The organism is Halalkalibacterium halodurans, from assembly GCF_004376175.1.
GTDB lineage: Bacteria > Bacillota > Bacilli > Bacillales > Bacillaceae_D > Halalkalibacterium > Halalkalibacterium halodurans.
Genome location: NZ_SNUY01000056.1, coordinates 1 through 22,569, shown reverse-complemented (window position 1 = coordinate 22,569; position 22,569 = coordinate 1). Strand labels below are relative to the sequence as shown.

23 protein-coding genes are annotated in these 22,569 nt (G+C 41.9%); 16 read left to right on the top strand and 7 right to left on the bottom strand.

What is annotated here, in order from left to right:
• Positions 1-31: 31 nt before the first annotated feature.
• From E2L07_RS15735 to E2L07_RS15670, 14 genes are all read left to right on the top strand, one after another.
• Positions 32-511 (top strand): metal-dependent hydrolase, encoded by a 480-nt coding sequence (locus tag E2L07_RS15735; RefSeq protein WP_134230041.1) that lies wholly within the window; start codon positions 32-34, stop codon positions 509-511.
• Between the two features lie 52 nt (positions 512-563).
• Positions 564-1,319 carry an IclR family transcriptional regulator gene (locus E2L07_RS15730; RefSeq protein ID WP_134230040.1) on the top strand — a complete coding sequence of 252 codons (756 nt, stop codon included), beginning with the start codon at positions 564-566 and terminating at the stop codon, positions 1,317-1,319.
• A 178-nt stretch (positions 1,320-1,497) separates the two neighbouring features.
• Positions 1,498-2,823 carry an FAD-binding oxidoreductase gene (locus E2L07_RS15725; RefSeq protein ID WP_134230039.1) on the top strand — a complete coding sequence of 442 codons (1,326 nt, stop codon included), beginning with the start codon at positions 1,498-1,500 and terminating at the stop codon, positions 2,821-2,823.
• 2 nt (positions 2,824-2,825) lie between these two features.
• Positions 2,826-4,181 (top strand): (Fe-S)-binding protein, encoded by a 1,356-nt coding sequence (locus tag E2L07_RS15720; RefSeq protein ID WP_134230038.1) that lies wholly within the window; start codon positions 2,826-2,828, stop codon positions 4,179-4,181.
• Complete coding sequence (locus E2L07_RS15715; RefSeq protein ID WP_134230037.1) at positions 4,178-5,623, top strand: FAD-linked oxidase C-terminal domain-containing protein; 1,446 nt, start codon at positions 4,178-4,180, stop codon at positions 5,621-5,623. The genes E2L07_RS15720 and E2L07_RS15715 overlap by 4 nt, the downstream gene beginning before the upstream one ends.
• 13 nt (positions 5,624-5,636) lie before the next feature.
• On the top strand, positions 5,637-7,820 hold the full coding sequence (glcB, locus tag E2L07_RS15710; protein ID WP_134230036.1) for a malate synthase G: 2,184 nt from the start codon (positions 5,637-5,639) through the stop codon (positions 7,818-7,820).
• Positions 7,821-8,009: 189 nt separating this feature from the next.
• Positions 8,010-8,240, top strand: coding sequence for an L-lactate permease (locus tag E2L07_RS15705; protein WP_134230035.1), 231 nt, complete (start codon positions 8,010-8,012; stop codon positions 8,238-8,240).
• A 299-nt stretch (positions 8,241-8,539) separates the two neighbouring features.
• Positions 8,540-9,385 carry an amyloid fiber anchoring/assembly protein TapA gene (tapA, locus tag E2L07_RS15700; protein ID WP_166740102.1) on the top strand — a complete coding sequence of 282 codons (846 nt, stop codon included), beginning with the start codon at positions 8,540-8,542 and terminating at the stop codon, positions 9,383-9,385.
• On the top strand, positions 9,363-9,932 hold the full coding sequence (gene sipW, locus E2L07_RS15695) for a signal peptidase I SipW (protein ID WP_041821569.1): 570 nt from the start codon (positions 9,363-9,365) through the stop codon (positions 9,930-9,932). The genes tapA and sipW overlap by 23 nt, the downstream gene beginning before the upstream one ends.
• Positions 9,933-10,013: 81 nt before the next feature.
• The gene (locus E2L07_RS15690; RefSeq protein ID WP_010898286.1) at positions 10,014-10,646 is read left to right on the top strand and encodes a CalY family protein; all 633 of its coding nucleotides are present in this window, start codon (positions 10,014-10,016) and stop codon (positions 10,644-10,646) included.
• A gap of 205 nt (positions 10,647-10,851) precedes the next feature.
• A complete protein-coding gene (locus E2L07_RS15685) occupies positions 10,852-11,475 on the top strand; it encodes an LPXTG cell wall anchor domain-containing protein (protein WP_243854972.1) in 624 nt (207 codons plus the stop codon).
• Positions 11,472-12,056, top strand: a complete 585-nt coding sequence (locus tag E2L07_RS15680) for a class D sortase (RefSeq protein ID WP_010898284.1) — start codon at positions 11,472-11,474, stop codon at positions 12,054-12,056. Before E2L07_RS15685 ends, E2L07_RS15680 begins: the two co-directional genes overlap by 4 nt.
• 190 nt (positions 12,057-12,246) lie before the next feature.
• Complete coding sequence (locus tag E2L07_RS15675; RefSeq protein ID WP_134230032.1) at positions 12,247-12,378, top strand: anti-repressor SinI family protein; 132 nt, start codon at positions 12,247-12,249, stop codon at positions 12,376-12,378.
• A gap of 80 nt (positions 12,379-12,458) precedes the next feature.
• Complete coding sequence (locus E2L07_RS15670) at positions 12,459-12,794, top strand: helix-turn-helix domain-containing protein (protein WP_041820593.1); 336 nt, start codon at positions 12,459-12,461, stop codon at positions 12,792-12,794.
• On the opposite strand, the gene E2L07_RS15665 is transcribed toward E2L07_RS15670, so the two are convergent.
• The 4 genes from E2L07_RS15665 to E2L07_RS15650 all read right to left on the bottom strand — a co-directional run bounded on the left by E2L07_RS15665 (position 12,791) and on the right by E2L07_RS15650 (position 16,280).
• On the bottom strand, positions 12,791-13,186 hold the full coding sequence (locus tag E2L07_RS15665) for a hypothetical protein (protein ID WP_134230031.1): 396 nt from the start codon (positions 13,184-13,186) through the stop codon (positions 12,791-12,793). The two genes, E2L07_RS15670 and E2L07_RS15665, sit on opposite strands and share 4 nt — an antisense overlap.
• Before the next feature lie 502 nt (positions 13,187-13,688).
• Positions 13,689-14,237: a LuxR C-terminal-related transcriptional regulator gene (locus E2L07_RS15660; protein ID WP_243854971.1), complete on the bottom strand. Its 549-nt coding sequence runs from the start codon at positions 14,235-14,237 to the stop codon at positions 13,689-13,691.
• A 520-nt stretch (positions 14,238-14,757) separates the two neighbouring features.
• On the bottom strand, positions 14,758-16,041 hold the full coding sequence (locus E2L07_RS15655; protein WP_134229235.1) for an IS110 family RNA-guided transposase: 1,284 nt from the start codon (positions 16,039-16,041) through the stop codon (positions 14,758-14,760).
• 95 nt (positions 16,042-16,136) lie between these two features.
• Positions 16,137-16,280 carry a helix-turn-helix domain-containing protein gene (locus E2L07_RS15650; RefSeq protein ID WP_338121501.1) on the bottom strand — a complete coding sequence of 48 codons (144 nt, stop codon included), beginning with the start codon at positions 16,278-16,280 and terminating at the stop codon, positions 16,137-16,139.
• Between the two features lie 355 nt (positions 16,281-16,635).
• Here E2L07_RS15650 and E2L07_RS15645 point away from each other — a divergent pair, with 355 nt between their 5' ends.
• Positions 16,636-16,926: a TSUP family transporter gene (locus E2L07_RS15645; protein WP_233443802.1), complete on the top strand. Its 291-nt coding sequence runs from the start codon at positions 16,636-16,638 to the stop codon at positions 16,924-16,926.
• Between the two features lie 567 nt (positions 16,927-17,493).
• On the opposite strand, the gene E2L07_RS15635 is transcribed toward E2L07_RS15645, so the two are convergent.
• Positions 17,494-18,297 (bottom strand): LysR family transcriptional regulator, encoded by an 804-nt coding sequence (locus E2L07_RS15635; RefSeq protein ID WP_243854970.1) that lies wholly within the window; start codon positions 18,295-18,297, stop codon positions 17,494-17,496.
• Between the two features lie 100 nt (positions 18,298-18,397).
• On the opposite strand from E2L07_RS15635, the gene E2L07_RS15630 reads away from it, so the two are divergent.
• Positions 18,398-19,591, top strand: a complete 1,194-nt coding sequence (locus E2L07_RS15630; RefSeq protein WP_053431106.1) for an MFS transporter — start codon at positions 18,398-18,400, stop codon at positions 19,589-19,591.
• 575 nt (positions 19,592-20,166) lie between these two features.
• On the opposite strand, the gene E2L07_RS15625 is transcribed toward E2L07_RS15630, so the two are convergent.
• Complete coding sequence (locus tag E2L07_RS15625) at positions 20,167-20,823, bottom strand: glycoside hydrolase family 16 protein (protein ID WP_134230030.1); 657 nt, start codon at positions 20,821-20,823, stop codon at positions 20,167-20,169.
• Positions 20,824-21,263: 440 nt separating this feature from the next.
• The gene (locus E2L07_RS15620) at positions 21,264-22,547 is read right to left on the bottom strand and encodes an IS110 family RNA-guided transposase (protein WP_053430222.1); all 1,284 of its coding nucleotides are present in this window, start codon (positions 22,545-22,547) and stop codon (positions 21,264-21,266) included.
• Between the last annotated feature and the right edge of the window lie 22 nt (positions 22,548-22,569).

The window sequence follows — 22,569 nt, the reverse complement described above, 5'->3', positions numbered from 1 at the left end:
TAGCTTCTCTCTACAGTAGGAGTTGAACATCATGACAGGACCAACACATATTATCGGCGGATTTACAGCTGCTGCAGCGATGGCCTATTTTAATGCTTTAAGTGTAGAGCAACCGATCATTTATTATAGCGCGGCTCTTTTTGGCGCGCTTATTCCTGACATTTGTCACCCGAGATCGATGGTTGGCCGCGCATTACCAGTTGTTTCAACAGTGCTTTTACGAACATTTGGTCACCGTTCGTTCACCCACAGTCTCCTCTTTTTACTAGGAATCTACTGGCTATTGAACTGGCTACCAGTCTATTCAACCGACATCACACTCGGACTATTAAGTGGGGTCGTTAGCCATTTTATTCTCGATGCGATGACATCTCAGGGGATTCGTTTATTTTATCCTTTAAAAACGAGGGTTCGCTTTCCTTTTACTACAAAAACAGGTTCATTATTAGGCGAGCGGTTCGTCGCGTTCATGCTGATCGGTGCGATGGTTTATTTTTTTACGTTCGGTTAAGTGCTTTTTTATTGTGCTATAATGGGGCTAGCGCCATAAGGGGGAAGGTTATATGGTTAAATCCGTCGATCGAGCATTAACGATCATTTCGCTTGTGAGCGAACATAAACAAGGACTAGGGGTTACCGATGTGGCAGCCAAGCTATCACTCACAAAAAGCTCAGCCTATAAGCTTTTGGCTACACTTGTGGAACACGGATTTATTGAGCAAGATGAAGAAACAAAAAAATACCGTCTAGGTTACCGATATTTAGAGTTAAGCGCAACCTTGTTAGAATCGATCGACATTCGCCGACAAGCGCGGCCATTTTTAGAACAGCTTGAGGCAACAACAAATGAGGTCGTCCATCTCGTTTTATATGATCAAGGGGAGATGATTTACATTGACAAACTGGAAGGGACAAAGACACTTCGAACCCATTCAAAAATTGGCCGGAGAGCACCGATTCATTGCACGAGTGTCGGCAAAGTAATTATGGCTTATTTACCAGAAAAGGTGCAAATTAGTTTAATTGAACGCTATGGGTTGCCACCTCATACGGAGCGGACGATCACCGATAAAGAAACGTTTATGAAGGAATTAGAGAAAATACGCTTAGAAGGCTACGGGTATGAAATGGAAGAAAACGAGCCAGGAATTACGTGCATTGCAGCTCCAATTTTCGACTATCAAGGGGCTATAACGGCTGCTGTTAGTATTTCTGGCCCATCTATGCGCCTATCGAAAGAGCGCTTGCATGAGTTACGACCATTGATCATAGCTATTGGTAAGAAGATATCCCGGCGTTTAGGCTATCAAGACATTTAAATAGAGATGTTTTCGAAAAAATCTCACAATTCTATTGAAAAACAGGAAAACAGATGGTTTAATGGAACTAACGAGATAAGATCTGCATCAAAGAAAAAACGCTTGAAAAAGCGTTTACTTTTCACTCATTACAGGAAACTAAGTTTCTTATTAAGAAACTTAGTTAGGGGAGGATGAGATGATCGTCTCTAATGCGCACGCCAAACTTGTCAAACAATTAAATAATAGCCAAGTTGTACAACGTGACCGAATGAACGATCCCTATGGAAATACAGGTTTACTAGAAGTTGTCCCAACAACGGAGCGAGAGCTAGCCGATGTTCTGACACTTGCAAGTGAAGAGGAGCATCTTGTAACAGTTGAAGGAGCTGGAACGAAACGGGGGTTTGCTGGGACATTATTAGAAACGGAATGGGTCGTATCACTTCAACAGTTTACAGGCATCGTAGACCACTCGATAGGAGACATGACGGTGACTGTGAAAGCTGGAACGCCTCTACGAAAACTTCAAAAAGAGCTTGCCATTTTTAAGCAGGCGCTCCCATTCGACATGCCCTGTGATGAAGCTGCAACGATTGGGGGCATGATTGCCACAAATGAAAGCGGACCTAAACGCCTCCGTCATGGAGCAGCTAGGGATCATGTCATCGGCTTACGGGTCGTCTATCCTGATGGTCGCATCATTCGTACTGGTGGAAAAGTTGTCAAAAATGTGGCTGGCTACGATATGAATAAGTTGTTTATTGGTTCGATGGGAACATTGGGCGTCATGACAGAGGTGACCTTAAAGCTACGCCCGCTTCCAAAGGATGAGCGAGTAATCATTGCCTTTTTCAACGAAAACCAACTGACACTGATCGAAGATGTTGTCGCCAGTTTACTTGATTCCTATATGGAGCCGGTTGCACTTGAAATCATGAATTCGACATGGACGGAAGCAGTCACAGGGGAGGTGGCGTTAGGCCTTCTGATTAGCTTTGAAGATATACCGTCCTCGGTTCACTATCAAGAACAATACGTCTTATCACAATTGCCAAAGGGAACGAACGCTGCCATCTTTCAGCGAGAAGATGCCAATAGATTCTGGGATCAATGGCGAAAAAGGGAGTCAATTCAAACATTGGATCAATCCAACCAACAGACAGCAGTTAAGCTCAAAGTAGCAGTCAAAAATTTCGATCTTTTTTCGGTGCTGCAAGAATGTAAGCGATTAACAGTCCAATATCATGTTTCTACCTCTTTTCATGGCGGTGTGGGGCATGGTCTCGGTGTGATCATCTTAACAGGAGACGAACAAGACATTTGTCTAGCGATCGCGGATTTGCGTCAAGTTATTGCAGGTGCCTCTGGACATCTCGTTCTCACACATGCTCCTCTTACGATTCGACAAACTGTCGATGTATGGGGAGAACCACCTGCTTACATGGAACTGTTACAAGGGATTAAACAGGCTATCGATCCACAGCGAATACTCAATCAAACTCGCTTTGTAGGGGGGATTTAATCATGAGTAGCACAAAGCAGCTACCTTGTTCGCCTCCATCATTGACTAACTATCACTGGTCCGATCACCCCGATCCAAACAAGTGGGCGGACTGTGTCCATTGCGGCATGTGTTTAGAGGCCTGTCCTACATACGAGCTGACTGGCCATGAACAGCAATCGCCGAGGGGGCGCGTTCATTTAATCAAGTCGGTAGCAGAAGGAAAGCTCGAAGTGAATGAAGCATTTGCCGATCCGGTGTTTACGTGCCTTGACTGCCGTGCCTGTGAAACAGCTTGTCCTGCAGATGTAGAGGTTGGTGGCTTAATTGAAGAAGCCAGAGGACAAATCCGCCAAGCTCTTCCGTTATCTGGGTGGAAAAAGGTTGTAAGCCATTTATTTCTCCGTGGGCTTTTCCCTTACCCTCATCGTCTACACGCTCTCGGTTCATTGGTGAAAGTGTATCAAAAGGTAGGTATACGAAAAGCAGTGCGAAAAACAGGATTGCTTCACCTTTTTCCTGAGCATTTCGCAGACATGGAGGCCGTCATACCTGAAGTATCAACGCCTGTTCAGAAGCGTTATCGCAAGAAATCGTTCATAAAAGCTAAGGGGCAGTCCAAGCAGAGAGTTGCGTTATTGGCAGGTTGTGTGATGGATGTCATGTTCAGTGAAGTAAATGAAGCGACGATACGCGTGTTAACGCGAAACGGAAACGACGTTTCGCTCCCAAAAGATCAGACGTGCTGCGGGGCTCTGCATGTTCATGCAGGTGATCGAGAGATGGGAAGAAGACTTGCAAAGCAGAACATGAAAGCTTTTGAAAACGAAGAGACGATTATTGTCAATGCAGCAGGCTGTGGTTCCATGCTCCAAGAATATCCTGAATTGTTTCGCGAAGTCGATCGGGAATGGTATGAACGGGCGGAAGCATTTGCCGAGAAGGTGAAGGATGTTTCCAAGCACTTGTATGATACAGGCTATGAGAAGCCAAAAGGGGAAGTCCGTGCAAAAGTTGCCTACCATGACGCCTGTCACTTCGCACACGGACAAAACGTGCGTCAGGAGCCACGAGACTTATTGCTGAAAATTCCTGGCGTTGAGTTAATTCCGATGGAGAACGCTGATCGGTGCTGTGGCAGTGCCGGCATTTATAATCTTACGCATCCGGAGATGGCTAGTAGAGTACTAGAGAAAAAAATGGAGTGCGTCCCAAGTGATGTAGAGATGGTGTCTATGGGGAACCCTGGCTGTATGCTGCAAATGGCTATGGGCGTCAAAAAATACGGAGATAATCAGAGAATCATTCATACGGTTCAATTGCTTGACTTGGCTTACCAGCAGGAAGAGTTGAAGACGGAAGGAGGGGATGGACTATGATTGGAAGGAAGCGCGAGCATGAAGATCCTCACATCCGATCTTTTCACGAGCTGTTAAGCGGACACAATCCGGTTCTATATAAGAAAGAAGATTTGCTAGCCTATGATTGCGATGGGTTTACGATTCATAAACATTTGCCAAAGGCGGTTGTGTTTCCGGAAAATACAAAGGAAGTGGCAAGCATTGTCCGTTACTGTCACGATCATAACCTTCCCTTTCTCGCCAGAGGAGCCGGAACAGGACTAAGTGGTGGGGCGATCCCGATCAATGGGGAGGTCATTATTAGCCTCGTACGGATGAAGCGCTTACTTGAAGTCGATCTGAAAAACCGCCGCGCGATCGTTGAACCTGGTTATGTCAATATAAAGCTTACTCAATTCATTGAGGACAAAGGGTATTACTATGCGCCAGATCCATCCAGCCAATATTGCTGCACGATCGGTGGTAATGTGGCAGAAAATGCTGGCGGCGCCCACTGTCTTAAATACGGAGTTACCACGAACCATATCTTAGGAATGGAAGTGGTACTCCCGAATGGGGACATTGTGGAAATCGGAAAAGCTGGAATATTGGATGAACCTGGGTATGATTTGCTTGGACTGATGACGGGATCAGAAGGAACACTTGGAATTGTTACAAAAATTACCGTTCGCATTTTGAAACATCCAGAGGCGAAACAGACGGTTTTAGCTTACTTTGACAAAGTGAGCGATGCAAGTCACACGGTGTCTGACATCATTTCAGAAGGGATTGTCCCAGCAGCGCTTGAAATGATGGATCGCATAGCGATGGAAGGCGTGGAGGCCGCCGCTTTCCCTATCGGGCACCTACTTGATGCGGAAGCGGTTTTGCTAATCGAAGTGGACGGCATTTCTGCCGGAATGGATCAACAAATTGAACGTATTTTAACCGTTTGCCGAAAGCATCATGTTCGCGAGGTGAAAGTAGCTACATCTGAAGAAGAACGGATGAAATGGTGGGCGAACCGAAAAACAGGCTTTGGTGCCATGGGTGCCATCTCACCTGATTACCTCGTACAAGATGGAGTGATCCCGCGGACAAAGCTTCCGGTCGTGCTTTCAACGATTCAAAAAATCAGCGAAACATACGGGCTACGAATCGCAAATATTTTTCACGCCGGTGATGGTAACCTTCACCCCCTTGTTCTGTTTGATGCGACGGTAGAAGGAGAGACCGAACGAGCGCTACAAGCAGGGAGTGAATGTCTCCGGGCGTGTGCAGCCGTTGGTGGAACCATCACAGGTGAGCATGGGATCGGAATTGAAAAGAAAGAAGAGATGCGCTTCGTCTTTACAGAAGAGGAAATCAATGCCCAACTCGAAATACGCCAAGTGTTTAATCCGCGCAATCTCCTAAACGGCGGGAAGCTTTTCCCTTCCCCTAGCCGTTGTGTTGAGATCAAACAATCATTAAATAAATAAAGGAGGAGTTATGATGGAAACATACGAACATGTGGGAAATTTGCAGGTGGCGACCAAACTAATAACATTTATTGAGCAGAGGGCTCTTCCTGGAACGGGGATTAAGAAGGACGATTTTTGGTCTGGTGTCCAGCAAATCATCACTGAATTGATGCCAGAAAACAAGATGCTTCTCGCTAAACGTGAAGAAATTCAAGCAACGATCGATGCGTGGCATCAAAAAAACAAAGGACCCATTGATTTTTCAGCATATCACTCGTTTTTAGAAGAAATCGGCTATTTAGAGCCAATCCCTGAACATGTAACCATTACAACGGAAAATGTGGATGATGAAATCGCGGCGCAAGCAGGACCACAGCTAGTGGTTCCAGTCAACAATGCACGATATGCGATTAATGCAGCGAATGCTCGCTGGGGAAGTTTGTATGATGCCCTTTACGGATCGAATGTCATTTCAGAAGAGGACGGATGCGAAAAAACGGGGACATACAACCCGAAACGAGGAGCCAAAGTTATTCAGTTTGCCAAAGACTTCTTAGATCATACGTTCCCGCTTACAAGCGGCTCTCATCATGAGGCTATCAACTATGCCATCATGGATAAGCAACTAGTCGTTACACTTGAATCTGGAAAGATGACACGATTAAAGGACGAGACACAGTTTGTCGGTTACCAAGGTTCACAAGGAGACCCATCTGTCATTCTTCTTCTTCATCATGGACTTCACGTAGAAATTCAAATCGATGCAAGACACCCAATTGGAAAAAGTGATCGGGCAAAGGTGAAGGACATTGTCCTTGAGTCCGCGCTAACCACAATTATGGATTGTGAAGATTCCGTCGCAGCTGTTGATGCTGAAGACAAAGTAGCTGTCTATCAAAACTGGCTTGGTCTTATGAAAGGAACACTTGAAGCAACGTTTACGAAAGAAGGAAAAACAAAAAAGCGAAAGTTAAACGAGGATCGAAGCTACACGGCACCAAATGGAGAAACGTTCTCGCTACCAGGGCGTTCGCTCATGTTTATCCGGAATGTTGGACACTTAATGACCACGCCTGTTATTCGAACGCAATCAGGCGAGGAAGTGCCAGAAGGCATTCTAGATGGAATCGTTACGAGCCTAATTGCTAAGCATGATTTGTTGCAAAATGGCACATTCCGAAACTCAAAAAAAGGATCGGTTTACATCGTAAAGCCAAAAATGCATGGTTCGGAGGAAGTGGCTTTTGCCAATCGATTGTTTAATCGAATTGAAGACATTCTCGGTTTGGAACGTCATACGTTGAAAATCGGCGTCATGGATGAAGAGCGGCGCACGTCCCTAAATTTAAAAGCATGCATTGAGAAAGTAAAGGAACGGGTCGTCTTTATCAATACGGGATTTTTGGATCGAACTGGGGATGAGATTCATACATCGATGGAAGCGGGCCCGATGATTCGCAAAGGGGATATGAAGTCGTCTAGCTGGCTCTCAGCCTATGAGCGATCCAATGTAGCCACGGGCCTAACTTGTGGTTTCCGAGGCCGAGCTCAAATCGGAAAAGGAATGTGGGCAATGCCGGATCATATGAACGAGATGATGGAACAGAAAGGAAGTCAACTTGAAGCTGGAGCAAATACAGCATGGGTGCCATCGCCAACAGCAGCGACGCTTCACGCCATTCATTATCATCGCCACCATGTACCTGCCATTCAAAAGACACTTGCAGATGATCAAACGTGCTATCGCAAGGAGATTCTTGAAATCCCTCTAGCTGGCTCTACCGACTGGACGAATGAGGACATTCAAGCAGAGCTTGATAATAATGCCCAAGGGATTCTCGGTTATGTCGTGCGTTGGGTGGAACAAGGGATCGGCTGCTCTAAGGTGCCTGATATTCATAACACAGCATTAATGGAAGATCGCGCCACTTTGCGCATTTCGAGTCAACATATGGCCAATTGGCTTCGTCACGGCATCGTAAGTAAGGAGCAAGTGATTCGAACGATGGAACGCATGGCAAAAGTAGTGGATGAACAAAATGCCGGGGATCCCGCTTACCGTCCAATGGCTGATAATCTTGAGCAGTCTGTCGCCTTCCAAGCAGCATTAGAGCTCGTGTTAAAAGGGACAGAACAGCCGAGTGGTTATACAGAACCGATCTTGCATCGTCGGCGCCTAGAGTTTAAACAAAAAATCGCAAAAGAACTCGTGTAAATGAATAAGCACTTCCATCACCTTAGGTGGAAGTGCTTCCTTACATAATAGTTTTCATCGCATCTCAAGCTTGCGACTATGTTCGTCTATCGACACATACGAACAGATCCATCACAGCTCCTAACGAACGTTGCGAAGATGGTCGCTTTCATATAGATAGTCTAAATCTATTGAAAGGGGAGAGGCGGATTGACCACCGGCTGGTTAGCCTTTATGTCGTTGTTACCCATTATTGTTGTGGGGGTCTTATTAGTTGGGATGCGGATGCCTGCAAGTAAAGCGATGCCAATTTCATTTCTTGTGGCTGCAGGACTTTCGTTGTTTATTTGGCAAGTCCCTGTCAAGCAAGCTACGGCTGCATCGATCAACGGATTGATTACCTTCGTTCACGTGAACCACACTAATTCGTTCTTTAAATAGAATATAATGTTTTAACGAATGCCTACTTTTATAATAATGAAAAAGCTCGCCGTTAAGGTGAGCTTTTTCACTTTATATAGTAAGAGGATGAGGGCTTTTTCGAACGAACCTTAGTCGTCATCTGTTTAACGACAACATAACCGAAAGGATAACTAAATCCATTAAGGAACTTGATTCATGTCATTTTTTGTTCTTTATAAAAAACAAAAACGTGAGAAATCATGAGTTATTCAAAGAGAATGTGTGAAAAATGTTCGTTATATCGTCCTTATCGTTCTTTACAGAGGTTTCTTTTCTTAATGTATAGATCTATACTGACAGTGTTAGTTCTTTATAAAGAACAAAACGAAGCTGCTGGGGGTGATGGAGTTTTGCGCAAAGATCGCTTAACTGCTCGACAAAAAAAGAAAGTAGCTTTCTCTATTTTTGTAAAAACATTTATTCTTATCTATTTGTTATGTTTTTCGCTCGCTTCCATCACACAGCCTACGACTGCTTCCTTCAATGCAGTTGTCACCATTGAACATTCGACGAACGCAGGTGAGTGGGACGATGGAAAAGATGACGTAAAAGAAGAATGGAGGGGTAGTTCTCTCACGTTCCTACAAGGGGAGCAAAAAGGTTCTTGTGAAGAACTATCAGTAACGATTAAAAATGCTGGCGACGGTGACATGAAAAAAAGCATTACATATGTTGTGTACTTTGATCCAAACTTGAAAGGCAAGCCAACGTTTACGGATGAAACAATCCTTTATGAAGGTACCATTGATCCTCTCAAAGCAGGAGAAACATTGGAATTGACATACGAACCAACAGAACCAGGTCGCTATAAGTTTAAAGTCTATCAAGAAGAGGGGCACCCTGAAGAAGGCGAAGTTTGGCAAGATGGGGATGCATTTGTTTTGAAAGATTGTAAACAGCCTGAAGAAAAGATAGACGAAGCAGAAAGAAGCTCAATGGAGGAAGATAAAGAGACATTTGAGGAAGACACAACCCTGGAAGAAGACGAGTCTAGCGATTTTCCTTCGCCGAAAAACGAAGAAAAGGAGCATTCTGACATAGAGGAGCAAGAAGGCCGCACGAAACAGAACCATCTTGAAACTGGAGGGGAGCAAGGTGCCGATGAAGATACTGAAAATCATTAGTAAATCAATGACGTTTCTTCTTTTTCTATTAATGATCTCCGTCGCGATGCTCTCGATTATTTCTCATGCCTCTGGCGGAAAACCAACCGTGTTTGGTCATCAATTAAATGTGGTTCTCTCCGGCTCAATGGAGCCTGCATTCCATACAGGCTCGATTATAGCTGTGAAACAAGTAGAAGGCAATGGAACTGGTTTTCAGGCCGGAGATGTCATTACCTTTTTAAAAGAAGACAATACACTTGTCACGCACCGAATTGTAGAGGTGCTGCAAAACGGAGACCATGTTCAATATGTAACAAAAGGGGATAACAATGACGCGGCTGATCTTGAGCCTGTACTGGCAGCCAATGTCGTTGGTGAATACACAGGATTTACTGTCCCGTACCTAGGATACATTCTCACATTTGCAACGACGAAAGAAGGAACGGCACTCTTAATGATTGTTCCTGGGGTTTTACTTATCTTGTATTCCATCATTACGCTTTGGCGAGCGATTGGGACGCTTGAAAAACGTCAGGAGCAAAAGCAAGTGGATCAAACCTCATGATGAAATCCGCATTTGGCGGTTTTCATAGATAAAAAACCCCTTCAACCTAACATTTGGGGGAATATTTAAGGAGGACTCTTTATGACAATTAAAAGAAAAGTAGGGATGGCGGTTATTACCGCAGCGGTAGGGGTTTCACTTTTAGGTGGAGGAACGTATGCGTGGTTTAACGATGTGGAAACGATTGAGAGTTCCTTTGCTGCCGGTACAATCGATCTAGGTGTTGATCCAACAATCGTCTTTGATGTAAATAATTTGAAGCCCGGAGACCACATGACGCGCAAGTTTACAATTACAAATAATGGAACACTTGATATTCATGAAGTACTTATGTTCACACAAACAGAAGTGTATAAAAATGGTAAGAAATTAAAATCCTCTGATGAGGGAGCTGACTTTGCTACCCAATTAAGAGTCGATTTCCTAAGCAATGAAGGAAAAATTATTCCAGAAATCTCTGGAAAAACATTAGCTGAACTCGAAAGTCAATCTGGAAATATCGCGGATAACTATCGCAGGTGGCTAATCTGGGAATCAGGTAAAAAAGACTTACCAGTCGGTCATACCGATCGATTAAAAATGAAAATTACTTTCGTTCCGACTGATGAACGGAAAGAAGGTTCAAGAGAATTCGTTCAAAATAAATATCAAGGCTTGACACTTAAAGTTACTCATGAACTTGAAGCAACACAAAAACCAGGTCAAGCGCGTTAAATACAACGAAAACCCGATAGGAGTCAAGGTGATGTACGTCCATTGCCTTGACTTTTTCTTCAACGTGATGATTCATACAAAAATTTAGTAGTGAAGCGCGTTGAGGGTAGGTAAGTAGAAGTAAAGCTAAAACCAACAGTCGCTGAAATCTCTCATAAAATGGATGGATTTTCTTTTTCGTGGGGTGGTGATTATATTGAGGATAATGATACTGATGATAAGCTTCTTGTTGCTCTTATTTCCAACGACAGGATATGCTACATCAGATCGGATGCCAACGATCGATATTGAAACGTTCCCAGCAGATGTTTTATTCTCCGTGGACCATTTAAAGCCAGGGGATTGGATTCCGCGTGAACTAATAATAGTAAACCAGGGGGATGATCGTACTTATGTCTTGTCAGCTTCTTTTGTTTCAGGCTCGAAAGCGCTATACAACATCATGGATGTAACGATTAAAGATGAATGGCAGACGTTGCACTCAGGAAAATTAAAAGATTTTCGTAAGCTAGATTCAAGAGCTCTATCCTCAGGTGAAGACGATGTGTTATTTATTACAGTCACTTTCCCAGAAGAGGCAGGTAATGAATATCAAGGATTGCAGACTGACATTGTCTTTCAGATTCGTTCGGAAGGTCGGTTAAGCACGCTCCAGCCTCCAATTGATTTTCCAGCAGATGGTTCGATGAGTGGACCGGGCGGGATATTACCACAAACAGGTGAAGCCGTGCAGACATGGATGTATTTGATCGGGATTCTTCTTCTTTCAATCGGTATCGTCTTTCTCATCCGAAAAAATCGTAAGGAGTCGCTAGAAGGAGGATCATGAGAACGATTACAGCTGTTTTGTTCATTAGTTTCGGCTTACTTTTTATGTTTTTTCCAAGATTACAGACCGAGTATTATTCGTTCTACGAAACCCGATTGATTGATTCATATGAAAAAATAAATAGGGAGCTTGAAGCCTTTTCAAATGAAGAACCACACCTCCTTTCTAGCGAAGAACCACATGCGATCGGTGTATTAGAGATCGAGAAAATTTCTTTAAAGCTCCCAGTCTTACAAGGTGTTGATCAAGAGACGTTAAAAGTTGGGGCCGGCCATATGATTGAGTCATCACCAATCGGAGAAAAAGGGAACGCAGCGATCGCCGCTCACCGAAGTCGAACATACGGTAGGCAATTTAATCGGCTCGATGAAGTCGAAGTAGGGGATGTCATTACCGTCACAACGAATAATCACATGTATCGATATACGGTTTACAGTATAACAGTTGTTGAACCTACGAATATCGACATTTTACAACATGACGGAACAGCTCCAGTACTTACGCTCATTACGTGTGATCCTGTGAAAGATCCGACCCATCGCCTAATTGTACAAGCCGAGATGACCGAGGCCCTATACTAATGAACCGACAAATTAGTCAAAAATTTTCAGAAAGCACAAATAAATTATGACTGGAAGTATGACCGAAGTAACTAAACTTATGACGTAATGTTATTTAAAATAGGTAAGGGATTCGTAGTCACAAAGATTTCTGAGACGTTATGGGAACGGCTATGTGTAATTGGATCAAATCTTTTGTGGAGGGACAAGGATGAATGGAGAAAAAGTTCTTGATCAAGAATGGTATGCATTAATCGTGGAGGCAAAAAGAATAGGATTAACTATTGAAGAAGTCCGCTCCTTTTTAACTGTTTCACAAAAAGAGAAAATCAAGATCATCTAATAGGTTCTATTTACAGAACATTCAATTCGTTGTTATAATGATGACAACGAATTCGGTAAGCAAAGAGAGGAACGGTCTTGATGATTGGAGAACGTGTAAAGAAGTACCGATTGGAAAAAGAGCTTTCTCTTTCCGAGTTAGCAGAGCGGGCAGGAGTGGCCAAATCGTATCTTAGTTCAATTGAGCGGAACATTCAAACCAATCCATCCATTCACTTCTTAGAAAAAATTTCCCAAGTGCTGGACGTTTCTGTCGAATCTTTATTACAATCAACACAAGACACTACTAGCAGAGAAGAGCTTGATGAAGATTGGAAGAAACTAGTCAAGGAAGCAATGGAATCAGGGATAAGCAAAGACCAATTTAAGGAATATCTTGAATTCCAAAAATGGAAAAGCCAACAATCAGAACGTTAGAGATTGTTGGCTTTTGCGTTTAGTTGGCCTTCTTCATGACCTAGTGCTTCGAGAAAGGCGATGGCAGAAAGCAGTGCACCGGCTGAAGGCTTTTTTGTACGTACGCCTTCAAGGTAGTTCAGTTGATATTCAAAGCCCGCTCGTTTTTGTAAGAAAATCGATTTAACGATCGTTCCAACAAATTCAAACTCACAGTCGAGTAATTCGGCATACAAAGCATAAACAACATTAGAAGAGACAGGAAATTTTAAATCGGATCGAAACCGAAGCTTTCTCATATCTAATTCAATAACTTGAACAAGCGAATCCTTAGAGGAGATCTGTCGCCTATGAACCTGTATAATTTTTAACTTAGCATAAAATGGTTCGGTTAAACAGGGGATGGACCTCAACGTCAACCTCTCCTTACTGAAATTGTTCTTTATAAAGAACATTATAAAGGAAGCGAGAAGGTTTATCAACTTTTCATTTCTTTATAAAGAACAAACTTGCTATACTAAGTACAAATTAATAAAAACAAAGGTAATTTATATAACATATTGAGGAAGTTGTAATTTAAAGAGGGAACGGTCATTAAGGGCGTATTAATTCTAGGTAGCTTGCTTATTATTTCCATAATATTCAACTAAAAAGTGAGTAAAAATGATGAAACTATACAATTAAATGCATAACTTTTTTTATAAGTTTTAGCCAGAAAAACGCTTATCTAGTGTTCTAAAAGACTAGATAAGCGTTTTTCTGTAATCAAGAAGAATCTATAGGTGTAGTATCCTTGGTTATTCTGTTATGAGATCATATCTCCCCTATATGTATCTTCAAATGAAAAGAGGTAGTCAATTCGTGTGAAGCTGTTACAAGACAGATAGCTTAAACTTGCACTTTCTGGCTAGCTCTCTAGTCATTGATTCCTAAATCTCGCAAATAGGTGGAAGCTTGCATCCGATCACGGATCCCGATCTTGCTATAAATTTCACTTATGTAATTTTTCACAGTACCTTCCGTAATATAAAGTTTCTCGGCAATTTTTTTATTCGTCAATCCTTGGGCTAAAAGGGAGGCAATTTGTCGTTCCCGTTCAGAAAAATGCAACCCTTCTTTTTTTAACTTTTCAATTTGTAAATCCACTTCAGTCAGCTCATTATATTTAGAGAGCTGTTTGGCTAGCTTAACGGCAATGGAGTTAGGGATTAACATCTGTCCATCAACCGATTGACGTATGGAATAGATCAGTTGGTCATAATTTAAATCTTTCAACAAAAAACCATTGGCTCCACCGACCAAACTTTCAATAATGTAATCATCATCTTCAAACGTTGTTAACATCAATACGTTAATGTGGGGATAAATTCTCTTAACTACCTTTAAACATTCAATCCCATTCATTATAGGCATTTGAATGTCCATTAAGATCACATGGGGAAGAAGGCAGGGGATTTGATCCAATACCTCCCTCAATAAAGTTTAATTTTCTCGCTAATACTCATGTATTCTCCAAATTTCACTAACACCAAATAGTAATCTCACCAGTACTACTGGATAGAAGTAGAACGAATTAAAATTTCTTACAGGGGATAATCCATCCTAACGTCCAAACTGGTATAGTTTGGTAATTGAGTAGTATGACCGTGCCTATAAATCTCCACGCTACTCACGGTCGCTAACCCTCCCATGTCTCTCCGGATTGGTATCCATACCTTCCTTCGTCCTGCGTATCCATGAGGTGGAGGTCGGATAAGCTCCTTTGCTGGGTCATAAGCCCGTATGGTGAAAATAAACTCCGACTCTGCACTATTGGTGTTTGTTATTTGTAAGTATACAGATGATGCACGGCTTTACATGGAGTGGCGGGCATGGTAGGCTTCCTTAGCCATGGGCGAATCATTGGATGACTCGCCGCTTCGCCAAGGAGCCATGCCCGCAGAGGCTCCGTGTCAAGCCACTTTGGGTGATCTGCTTTCTAAGGTTACACTGCCTGTAATCCATCCATTTGAGGAATATCTTTTATTAATCTTGAACCATCAAATTCACACTGTTTTTGACCAATGACAAACAACACACGTAGTAACTTACAACACAAGGCAATCAAAGATTGTTGCTTTTTCAAAGGGCGTTCAGGGCGTTTGGTGTAATAGTGATGCAGGGCTTTAAATGTTGAATTATGGGCGACAAGGGGACGAATCGCTAAATATAAGGCTCGGCGTAATCGTTTCCTTCCTCGCTTTGTAATCCTTGTTTGCCCTTTAAATTTACCTGAACTGTGCTCACGTAATGATAGCCCTGCTAAGTTCACTAATTGTTGAGGATGAGAGTACTTTGAAATGTCCCCAACTTCCGCAAAGAATAATCCAACAGTCACCGCCCCTAAGCCTGGAATTTTCATCATTTGTTGGGCACCAGGTAATGTTTCAACGATGGCTTCTAATTCCTGATCCAACTCTTCTAATTGCCGCTTAAAAAGCTCATACTGCTCAATAAGATTCTTCAGTTCACACTTGGCAAATTTCAAGCCTACTTCAATTCCAATGCTCTTTTTGGCTGTTTCTACAAGCTTCGTTGCGCGCTTAATGCCAACTCCTCGTTGGACATACGGTTTCCATTCTTGAAGAACCCTCTCTGGTGTCTTTTTATGAATATCAGAGGGGAACGGAAACAGCTTTAGGGTACAGAGAGCGGCTTTGCCTTCCCAATCTCCAAACACATCGAAAAACTCTGGAAAGTAGCGTTGAATCACATTTTGAATGCGACCTTCTGTGATCATTAATTGTTCAGTAAGCTGATCTCGAATTTTTACGCATTCTCTTAGTTCCGCATATATGCCATCTAAGAGGTTTGGTACAGAGTATCGCCCATCTTTGATTAACTGGGCGATCACTTTTGCGTCTTTCGTATCGTTTTTCGTTGGAGAATTGTCATCAAGTTCTTTACTTTTCTTAACGTGCATTGGGTTCACGACGACAAAGTCGTAACCTTTTGCCGTTAGATAGTAAGCAAGACTCTTCCAATAATGTCCTGTTGGTTCTACGCCAAAAATGACGTGATTCTTCTTGTGTTTTTCTTGGTGTTGCTTTACCCACTCAACGAGGGCTTCAAAGCCAAAGATTCGATTTTCAAAGACCAAACGCTTTCCAAGATCTAATCCTCGATCATCTTGAGCACGTGCGACATGTTTGTCTTTGGCAATATCAATGCCAATAATTAATGTTGATGGTGTGATTTGCGCAAGTTTACGATTTTGAGTATAATTCATTACGAGTCCTCCTTGGGTATCAATTAAGGGTCCTTTTTCGTTGCAACGATTGGACACCTCGTATCATACCAAGAGGGCTCTTTTTTGTTCAATCCTCAAATTTCTTCATTACAGGAATGCTCCTTTCCGTTCTTTGCTAAACCGGTCACATTCATATCGTCTTCAAGATCGATGATCGTCTTCAGGCCTTCCCTCATAAGGGTCTGGTCATCAGCAATCAATACGTTAATTAACCCCATACACTTCATCCTTTCTATTAAACAAACAGCTGTAATCTCTATTTTGCGCATTACTGTGCAAATGATTTTCAAATATTTGATCATACAATGCACTTTCGAAAGAGATATTTAACATAAGTCAGATCTATTATGGTTGATTAGGATTCTCCTTTTTTCAGACCTATACAATAAAATTTAATAATATATTACAATTTTGTAAAGCAGATTGGCATTATTTTGTGATAAATATCATAAAAAAGTAGATTTAGAATGGGCTGCCGTGCAATGGTTTGTTTGCCTTTATATACACTCTATTCCATTTATGCGATAATGAGCGAATAAAACTTACGATGTTAGCGGAGGGAAGGAGAGGGCAATGGGCAAGATCAGTATCGAGGTTTTGATCTTCTTATTAGCATCAGGATTTGTTGCAGCATTTATTGATTCGGTTGTCGGAGGTGGTGGCTTGATTTCAATTCCTGCTTTGTTGTTTGCTGGATTGCCACCTTCAGTCGCCTTAGGAATGAACAAATCAGTAGCAACCATGGGAGTATTGACAAGTACGATTAACTTTTTGCAATCTGGCCATATCAACAAAAAACTCGTTTTTACCTTATTGCCTCTTTCCATCGTCGGATCGGCTTTAGGTGTTTATATCGTTCACTGATTCCATCTGAATTTTTAAAACCAATTATTCTATTCTTGTTAATCCTTGTAACGATCTATACGGTGTTTAAAAAGAATTGGGGAATGGAATCAAATGTAAAACACTTACCAGGCAAGCTGAATCTCTAGCTCTAAGAAGAAGTGGACCTGTTTCACTATCTCGACGGTGAAGTGCATTCTTTGGTTGTAATAAAAAATGCTTTCATTTTGTTGACGAAAAAGGCATAAAGCATGTACTTAGGACTAATCGATCTTTAAGACAACTAAAATAGGACTAAATACAAGTTTTAATTACTATAACATTCGGATTATTTTGAAATAACTTAGTTTGTTCGCTGGATCAACTAAGTTTATTGTTGCTATAATGGGATTATAAGTAGCCAGTAGGTAAAAGATTTAATTTTTTCACAACTTTATGAAAGCCCTTTCTTTTATCGACAGCGCCACTTTATTGAAAGGAGGTTTAGTTAAAGCCGTATTTTTTGCATTTTACTTTGCTACGAAAGGAGAATTTGTGATGATTACACTTTTTAAAAAGCCTTTTGTTGCTGGGCTAGCGATCTCTTTATTAGTTGGAGGGGGGATCGGCAATGTAGCTGCTGCTCAAGGAGGACCACCAAAATCCGGAGTCTTTGGAGAAAATGAAAAAAGAAATGATCAGCCTTTTGCATGGCAAGTTGCTTCTCTTTCTGAGCGATATCAAGAGCAGTTTGACTTCAAAGCGTACGGAAGGTTGAATAGCGCCTTCTTTAAATAGTTCACGTATATGAGATTGGTACATGCCCGTTGGCATAATAAATGGTTCATCTTTTAAAGCCTTTATCTCAACAGTTGTTTGTTGAGCGAAGGAATGCTCAGGGTGAAAAGCAACGACCATTTGATCTTTAATAAGTGGAAAAACATCAAATTCAGGATTCGATTGACCTTTTACAACAAAACCGATGTCTATAATTCCCGATTGCAGCCATTCGCTAATCTCTTCATATGTTCCTTCATAAAAAATAAATTCAATGTTCGGATGCTTTTTTTCAAAAGTCACCAGCAGTTTTGGGAGCAAACAGGAGGATGCACTAGCAAACGTGCCAATTCGAATCGTTCCAGTTTCCAAATTGGTGGATAAAGCCACTTCTTGATTGATTTTCTCCATACGATTTAAAATTCCCCTAATATGAGGAAGTGTTTTTTGACCTATGTCCGTCAGAGAGATACCTTTTCTACGATCCCGAATCAGAAGGGTGACTCCCCATTCCGATTCTAGGCTGGAAATAGCATGACTGACGGCCGATTGAGTCATATTCAACTTATCGGCAGCTTTTGTAAAACTCCCAACTTCCACTACTTTTGTGAGGACTTCAAAACGAACAATTGTCATGAGTGTATACTCATCTCCTGCATTAAAAACATCAATTTTACTTATGTTAACACGGCATTTACACTAAAAGCAACATCGATAATTGAAGGAGACAGATAACATGTCAAACAAAAAAACAGCCTTGACTATTTTTTTACTATCTTTAGGAGCTTTTGTCACAGGAACCGCCGAATTTGTTTTTTCAGGCATTCTTGAAATCATTTCGATAGACTTGGGTGTCTCAATTGCTGCCGCTGGTCAATTGCTTACTATGTATTCCTTGTCTTATGCAGCCGGTGCACTTATTCTTGTCTTGCTAACCGCCAAGTATAACCGTAAGAAAGTCCTTATGTATGCTATTTTCACTTTTCTGATTGGGAATCTAATCGCTTTTGTAAGTTATTCCTATTCGTTGTTGATGTTCTCCCGAGTGGTGATGGCGATGAGTGGGGGGCTTTATATTGTGGTGGCGACTAATTATGCCGCCCAAATAGTTTCTCCTGAAAAGCGAGGAAGTGCGATCGCAAAAATTATTACTGGTTTTACGGTATCCCTTGTTTTGGGTGTACCAATAGGAACGTTTTTCTCTGCTTACGTCGACTGGCGTTATATTTTTCTTATTATCGCGCTTATTTCGTTGTTTCTTATAATTTCACTTTATAAATTGCTTCCGGAAATTCAAGCGAACAAACCACTTCCATTTACAACACAGCTTCAGATCATGAAGGATAGACGGTTAATGACTGGCTTAGGAACGACCATTTTCTGGATTTTAGGATACACGATGGTCTTTGCCTATATTTCACCTTTACTAAGCAGAGAAGCAGGAATGCCGCTGGAAATGATCAGTGTCGCATTATTTGTCCTTGGGACGTCCGCTTTTATTGGATCACGTTTTGGTGGGTTTGCAGTAGATAAATGGGGGCCTGCTCGTACCATATCTATCAGCTTGATCATTCATGCCATTGGATTATTACTATTCACTTTTACCCTACAGTCCACAGTAGGAACATTTTTGACTATTATGATTTGGGGAGTAGCAACATGGACGACCACGCCAGCCAAACAATTCTACCTTATTTCTTTAAAACCTCAGTCATCCGAAATCGTGCTCAGCTTTAACACCGCCCTAATGAATATTGGAATGACCATGGGGGCTGGGTTAGGCGGTCTGATTGTTAAATACGTAAATTTGTTTCATTTAACATGGATAGCCAGTGTATTTGTGGTGATTGCGTTACTCTTTATCCGAGTATCGTTTCGTTTAAATAAGGCAAAAAATAGGATGCCTTATCCCATTGATCAAAAGGGTTAGGACTTTTTAATGAAAAAGAGAAAGGGGAATTAACACTTACAGAACAACAATTTTAGTCATTTTATTAAATAATTTATTGAATATGTACTGAACAATCAATTCGAGCTGAAGTATACTATGTCCACTAATTGGTTTCGGGTTTGGTGGACATAGTGCTATTTTTAGTGTGGTTAGCAAGAGGCTATTTTTGTACACAGTAGAAACGTGGACGAAGACCCCATAAGAATTTATAAGACAAACCGGTTAAATTATATTTTTAGTTTACATAATATATATTATAGGAACCAAAATTATTTGCGAAACTTCTATCTACTAAAAACTGCATTTGACAAACCACTAGTTAAAATACTTCTTTTGAATACTTCTTGATTTTTGTGTTTTGTCTCAATTTCTGAAGTATTCTTTGAAATGAGACGAAAAATAAAAAAATAAATTAGACTGGACATCTTTCTGTCAGGTTATTTCTTATTGTTCGATCATAGTCTTAAGGATAACAGTCTAATGTTCCGTGCACAAAAGTTTAAATATAAAATAACCTCGTCCCCTACAAGTTAACGAGGTTACAATATGATGTTTTAATGATTCAGTGGTTCAAATTCAAATTTTGTGATCGCGATTTCAGCATCCTGTTGATCGATAGGTGCCCTACCATCCATTAACCAAAGGTTTAGATGTGCTTTTTCGTTTCTCGTATTCGGAATATCCTCTCCAGTATAGGACCAGTCTTTAATAAGGTACCATTCTAGAGGGTTTGGTGGTTTTGAGTAATGACCGTGAAGCGACATAAATTTTATCTCTGATGGACTCCATTTAAAGCTATGAGTTGACCGATATCCGTTAAGTAATGTTTGAAAAGATTCAGTGTTAGAAGCTTTTGGTGGTTGGATACTGTATTGAGTGTTTAAGGCGTGTGGATCCCCCCATTTTGCAAATTCGATATCAATTTCGCGGTGGTAAACTGCTGGGGCATCGGCGGAGATACTATCATACGTAAATAAGCCTAATACGATATTGGGATCAAACTGGTCAGGCCGTCCATCAATGAAAAAACGGTACGTTCCATAACCGAACGTTTGCGTACTAAATATTTCAGCACAGTACCATATATCATTACATCTTGTGACCTTCAAATGAAGCCTCCCTGCGTCATCGACCCATACATTGTCATGGCTACTTGAAAAATAGTTTGGCCCTGGCCCCATTTCCCCCCGTGAGTGTCCTTTACATTCCAAGTGTAACCACTCCAGTTAATTGTTCTAGTTTGTTTCAAATAATTTTATGCCTCCCTCTATAAATTAAGATTTTCTTCAAAATGCTTTAAATATCTTAGAATTTCATTGCCTTTTGTTATCCTCTGATTAGATGAAACTTGCATTTCATGCATTTGTTGGAAATATGAATGCCATCCTGGTAGAGATCATGCTTTCTCGCTTTAAAAATATGATCGCACCAGTGGATCTCCACATTTCTCTGGGGGTTACCCTCCCATTTCTCTCAGGGTCTTTGCCCGCACATTCCTTCGTCCAACCTAACCAGAGGTGGAGGCCTGTAAAAGCTCCTTTGCAGGGTCTATGCCCGAATGGTGAAATTAATCAACAGGCTTCTCCGTGCTTCGCTTTTCAAGGATCTGCACACCTAGATATTTAAAGATATTTGTGTTTCTTCAACATGACTAAGCAGCATTCTGTATTTGTTGCAAGCGGATGTGTCCGAGACATTTTTCTCCATTGTAAGACACACGCTTGTGTCCTAAGCTAAATAACACGCGAATCAACTTACAGCACAACGCGATCATGGATTGTTGTTTTTTCAACGGATTCTCGGAGCGTGTCGTTAAGTACTCATGCATTTGCTTGAACTCCCGATTCTTCGCCACCATGGGGCGTATCGCTGCATACAACAGGGATCTCAGTTTGGGGCGTCCCCGCTTGGTAATGCGGGTTTGACCTCTGAACTTGCCTGAGGTATTTTCTCGCAGATTGAATCCTGCCAGTTTTTGAACCTGTCGTGGGTGCGTGTAGTTGGACAGATCGCCAACCTCAGCCAGGAAGCCAGCCACTGTCACTAGTCCCACGCCTGGAATACTCATCATGTAGGGCACAGCTGGAATCTGCTCTAGTAATGCTTCTACATCTTGCATGAGCTGTTCCATTTGTCCACACAAACACTGGTATTGTTCCATCAAGCTTTGGAGTTCTTGCCTAGCCATTGACAGACCTTCCGTAAGACCAACAGAACGCTTGGCGGCCGCCACAAGCGCATTGGCTCGCTTGATCCCTATGGCTCGTTTCACTTCTTGCTTCCAGTGTCTTAGGATCTTTTCCGCACCCAGATTGATGATTTCTTGCGGGAGAGGAAACGCCTCTAGCGTCATCAGTGCAGCCTTTCCTTCCCAAATCTTAAACACCTCATGAAATTCAGGGAAAAAGCGATCCAGCCAGTTGAGAATACGCCCCCGAACGCGTTGTAAGTCTTCTTGTAGACGGTCTCGCAGGTTCATCCCATTACGTAATTCAGCATATATGCCAGTGGGGACTTGGGGTTCAGAGTACCGTCCGTCTTTGACCAATTGAGCGATGACTCGGGCATCCTTTACATCATTTTTGGTGGGCGAATTGTCATCTAATTCCTTGCTCTTCTTCACATGCATCGGATTGACGACAACATACTTAATCCCTTCATGGCGCAGAAACTGGGCAAATGCCATCCAGTAATGCCCTGTGGGCTCAAAACCTACAATGACATCCGGTTTGGCATGTTCTCGCATGAGGCTCTTCATCCACAAACGAAATCGTTGAAATCCGGCTCTGCTGTTTTCAATGTTCATTGGCTTGCCAAATTCAATTCCTCTGGCATCTTGAGCTCTAGCCACATGGTTCTCCTTGGCGATATCCACGCCAATAACGAGTGTTGATTCGGTGATTTGCTTGATTTTGTGATTTTGGTTATACTTCATCTTGAGTCCTCCTTCGTACTAA

Bases quoted from the DNA above. Each gene is read 5' to 3' on its own strand.
- E2L07_RS15670 (WP_041820593.1), top strand. From the start codon at position 12,459: ATGATTGGAGAACGTGTAAAGAAGTACCGATTGGAAAAAGAGCTTTCT.
- E2L07_RS15620 (WP_053430222.1), bottom strand. From the start codon at position 22,547: ATGAAGTATAACCAAAATCACAAAATCAAGCAAATCACCGAATCAACA.
- E2L07_RS15715 (WP_134230037.1), top strand. From the start codon at position 4,178: ATGATTGGAAGGAAGCGCGAGCATGAAGATCCTCACATCCGATCTTTT.
- tapA (WP_166740102.1), top strand. From the start codon at position 8,540: ATGTATAGATCTATACTGACAGTGTTAGTTCTTTATAAAGAACAAAAC.
- E2L07_RS15720 (WP_134230038.1), top strand. From the start codon at position 2,826: ATGAGTAGCACAAAGCAGCTACCTTGTTCGCCTCCATCATTGACTAAC.
- E2L07_RS15650 (WP_338121501.1), bottom strand. From the start codon at position 16,280: ATGGGGTTAATTAACGTATTGATTGCTGATGACCAGACCCTTATGAGG.
- glcB (WP_134230036.1), top strand. From the start codon at position 5,637: ATGGAAACATACGAACATGTGGGAAATTTGCAGGTGGCGACCAAACTA.
- E2L07_RS15630 (WP_053431106.1), top strand. From the start codon at position 18,398: ATGTCAAACAAAAAAACAGCCTTGACTATTTTTTTACTATCTTTAGGA.
- E2L07_RS15645 (WP_233443802.1), top strand. From the start codon at position 16,636: ATGGGCAAGATCAGTATCGAGGTTTTGATCTTCTTATTAGCATCAGGA.
- E2L07_RS15635 (WP_243854970.1), bottom strand. From the start codon at position 18,297: ATGACAATTGTTCGTTTTGAAGTCCTCACAAAAGTAGTGGAAGTTGGG.
- E2L07_RS15675 (WP_134230032.1), top strand. From the start codon at position 12,247: ATGAATGGAGAAAAAGTTCTTGATCAAGAATGGTATGCATTAATCGTG.
- E2L07_RS15685 (WP_243854972.1), top strand. From the start codon at position 10,852: ATGATACTGATGATAAGCTTCTTGTTGCTCTTATTTCCAACGACAGGA.
- E2L07_RS15725 (WP_134230039.1), top strand. From the start codon at position 1,498: ATGATCGTCTCTAATGCGCACGCCAAACTTGTCAAACAATTAAATAAT.
- E2L07_RS15730 (WP_134230040.1), top strand. From the start codon at position 564: ATGGTTAAATCCGTCGATCGAGCATTAACGATCATTTCGCTTGTGAGC.
- E2L07_RS15690 (WP_010898286.1), top strand. From the start codon at position 10,014: ATGACAATTAAAAGAAAAGTAGGGATGGCGGTTATTACCGCAGCGGTA.
- E2L07_RS15680 (WP_010898284.1), top strand. From the start codon at position 11,472: ATGAGAACGATTACAGCTGTTTTGTTCATTAGTTTCGGCTTACTTTTT.
- sipW (WP_041821569.1), top strand. From the start codon at position 9,363: ATGAAGATACTGAAAATCATTAGTAAATCAATGACGTTTCTTCTTTTT.
- E2L07_RS15735 (WP_134230041.1), top strand. From the start codon at position 32: ATGACAGGACCAACACATATTATCGGCGGATTTACAGCTGCTGCAGCG.
- E2L07_RS15655 (WP_134229235.1), bottom strand. From the start codon at position 16,041: ATGAATTATACTCAAAATCGTAAACTTGCGCAAATCACACCATCAACA.